2 protein-coding genes are annotated in these 2,335 nt (G+C 27.9%); both read left to right on the top strand.

Annotated elements, in window-relative coordinates; all coding sequences use genetic code 11:
- On the top strand, window positions 1–565 hold a 565-nt coding region (locus I4V16_RS17200), incomplete at its 5' end, for a hypothetical protein (protein WP_207745440.1).
- A 20-nt stretch (window positions 566–585) separates the two neighbouring features.
- Complete coding sequence (locus I4V16_RS17195) at window positions 586–927, top strand: hypothetical protein (protein WP_111937517.1); 342 nt, start codon at window positions 586–588, stop codon at window positions 925–927.
- Window positions 928–2,335 lie beyond the last annotated feature (1,408 nt).

Genomic DNA, 2,335 nt, shown 5'->3' with positions numbered 1-2,335 from the left:
AATAAAAAAGATAATAAGTGATGCGAGTAAAGATATAGATAACCATTCTAGTAGTTTGTTTAAAGGTACTGAGGGGGCGGCTGATGCTGATATTATTGCTGATAGAGTAAGTGGTTTTGATTTAACACCTAAAGAAAAACCTTATAATATTCTAGGAAGTAAGAAGATGTCAGAATTAAAAGGTAAAATTGATAATAGGACAATTACTAAAGATGAATGGAATCTCTATGATTGGAATAAGAGATTTAAAAATAGAAGAGATGCGGGAGTAGATGCATTCTGGGAACAAGAAAGACAAAGAATATTAAATGGAGAGAGGACTACTAGAAATTGGTCTAATGAGCAAATTGAGGAGGTATTAAATAATAATGTACCTAAATATAATGGTAAAGCAATTACAGGACATCATAGTTATAGTGCAAGTAAATATCCACACTTAGCTGATAAGGGTGAGGTTATTTATCCAGCTACATTTAATGAGCATTTAAATAAATGGCATGGAAGAAATTATAGAAATAGTAATCCGGGAAGTCCAATAAATCCATTATATCCAGATGATTTTTAAAGTGGAGGGAATAACAAGATATGAATATTTCAATTATTATTAAAAAAGATGATAATAGCTCTAAATATATAGTAATTATTAGAAAATTTACTGGTAAATCTATAGCGGAAATAAAGAGTGCTATAGAAAATGAAAAGCCAGTTCTTAAATGTGAATTATTTAAAAATAATGACTGTAAAGAATTGGTTGAAACAGTAGTAAAAGAACTAATAAATCAAGGCGCAAAATTAGCAATAATAAAAGAGGAAAATGATAAAACAGAAGAAGTAACAGTAAATTACTTATTAAGTAGAATAAATAGATTTAGAGAAATTTCACAACAAAATCAAGAATTAGATGACCTAATGTATGGAGATGAATAGTAAGTGAATTCATAATAAGGAATTGAGTAGCTGCAAAAAAATAAATAAAGTAGAATGTAGTTAAATCAATAGAAGTAGAAAAATTTAATACTGCATAATCTAAATAATGTAGTGAAAGAAGTTAAAAAGATTAATGTTTCAGTAAGGGGCATTAATCTTTTTTTTTATTGAAATATTTATAAAAGCCAAGATAACTAGAGGTGGAAGATACTGTAAGTTGAAAGCTAAAGAAATCCTAGGCTCAATAATTCCACTTGAAATCGAGGGGAACTATGAACATATAATATGTAGTAGAAAAAGATATAGGAAACACACTACTCATATGCATTCGTAGGTGTAAGTTCGACTAGCTAAATGTAAAATTTAGAGTCTCACTTAAAAAATAAAAAGGATTGAGAAGATGAAACATATAAATAATTGAACTTGGAAATAGGAACTTGGGAAGAGGAACTGGGGGATAGTGGGAACAAGAACCTAAATAAAGATAATAACTAAGAAGAATAAATAATTGATAATAAAGAATTGAGTAATAGAAATAATATCTATTCAGAATAAATAATAAACTAATAAAAGAAAATCTAATCAGATAAGACCTAAAGTAATAATCAATGATGAAATTATAGTAAAATAATAAAATCATTCAATGAAATGAATGAAAATACAATTCATCAATCAATAGAACTATAGTAAAAAACAACTGATAAGGCATCAGAAAAGTAGAGAACCCAAATCTATGATTTGGTGTGAATCACTTTCACAGAGTGCAAGAGAGATTTCATAAAGTGTGAACAAGAATACCATTCAGACTGAAAAGCTGTAAATAATGGCTAAATCAACTGAATTTAAAATAGATGATAAATATATATTATACTAAAGTGAAAGTTCGAAGAGCAAAATATAAAATTTTGATTCTCACTTTTAATAATGATAAGAGTCAATGTTTCTAAGGAAAGAAGCATTGACTCTTTTTCTATGTAAAAAATTCAAGTAGGGAAAGTATATGTGTAAAATAATTGAGGAAAAGCAGATAGTCCAAATCTCCGATTTTGAGGTAGTAGCTTTCACAGAGTGATTCAAGATAAGCCTAATTGAAGATGGAAAGAGTTCTAAAACAATTGGAAGCTATGTTAGTGACTAAAGATTTTATAAAATTTCTAGGAAGTAAAGAAGTTAGAATAAGTGAATTATGTATCATTAAAATTAGGAATATTGATTTATTATAAACTATTAATGCAACAATTGAGCACCCATTTATGACAGATCAAGGATGGGTAAAAGCTGGAGAACTTCATGATGGATCAAAGGTATTAAATAGTAGAAAAGAGTATGAGGTAGTAGAAAGTATAGAATATAAGGGTTATAATGAAATTGAAGTATATAACCTAATAGTGGAAAACCACCACACATT

Origin of the sequence: Clostridium sp. 1001283B150210_160208_E6 (assembly GCF_015669365.1) — a bacterium.
Taxonomy (GTDB): Bacteria; Bacillota; Clostridia; order Clostridiales; family Clostridiaceae; genus Clostridium; species Clostridium paraputrificum.
The sequence above is the reverse complement of the archived record's forward strand: the minus strand, read 5'-3'. Positions and strand labels throughout refer to the sequence as shown.

Coding starts and splice junctions, on each gene's coding strand:
- I4V16_RS17195 (WP_111937517.1), top strand. CDS start 586: ATGAATATTTCAATTATTATTAAAAAAGATGATAATAGCTCTAAATAT.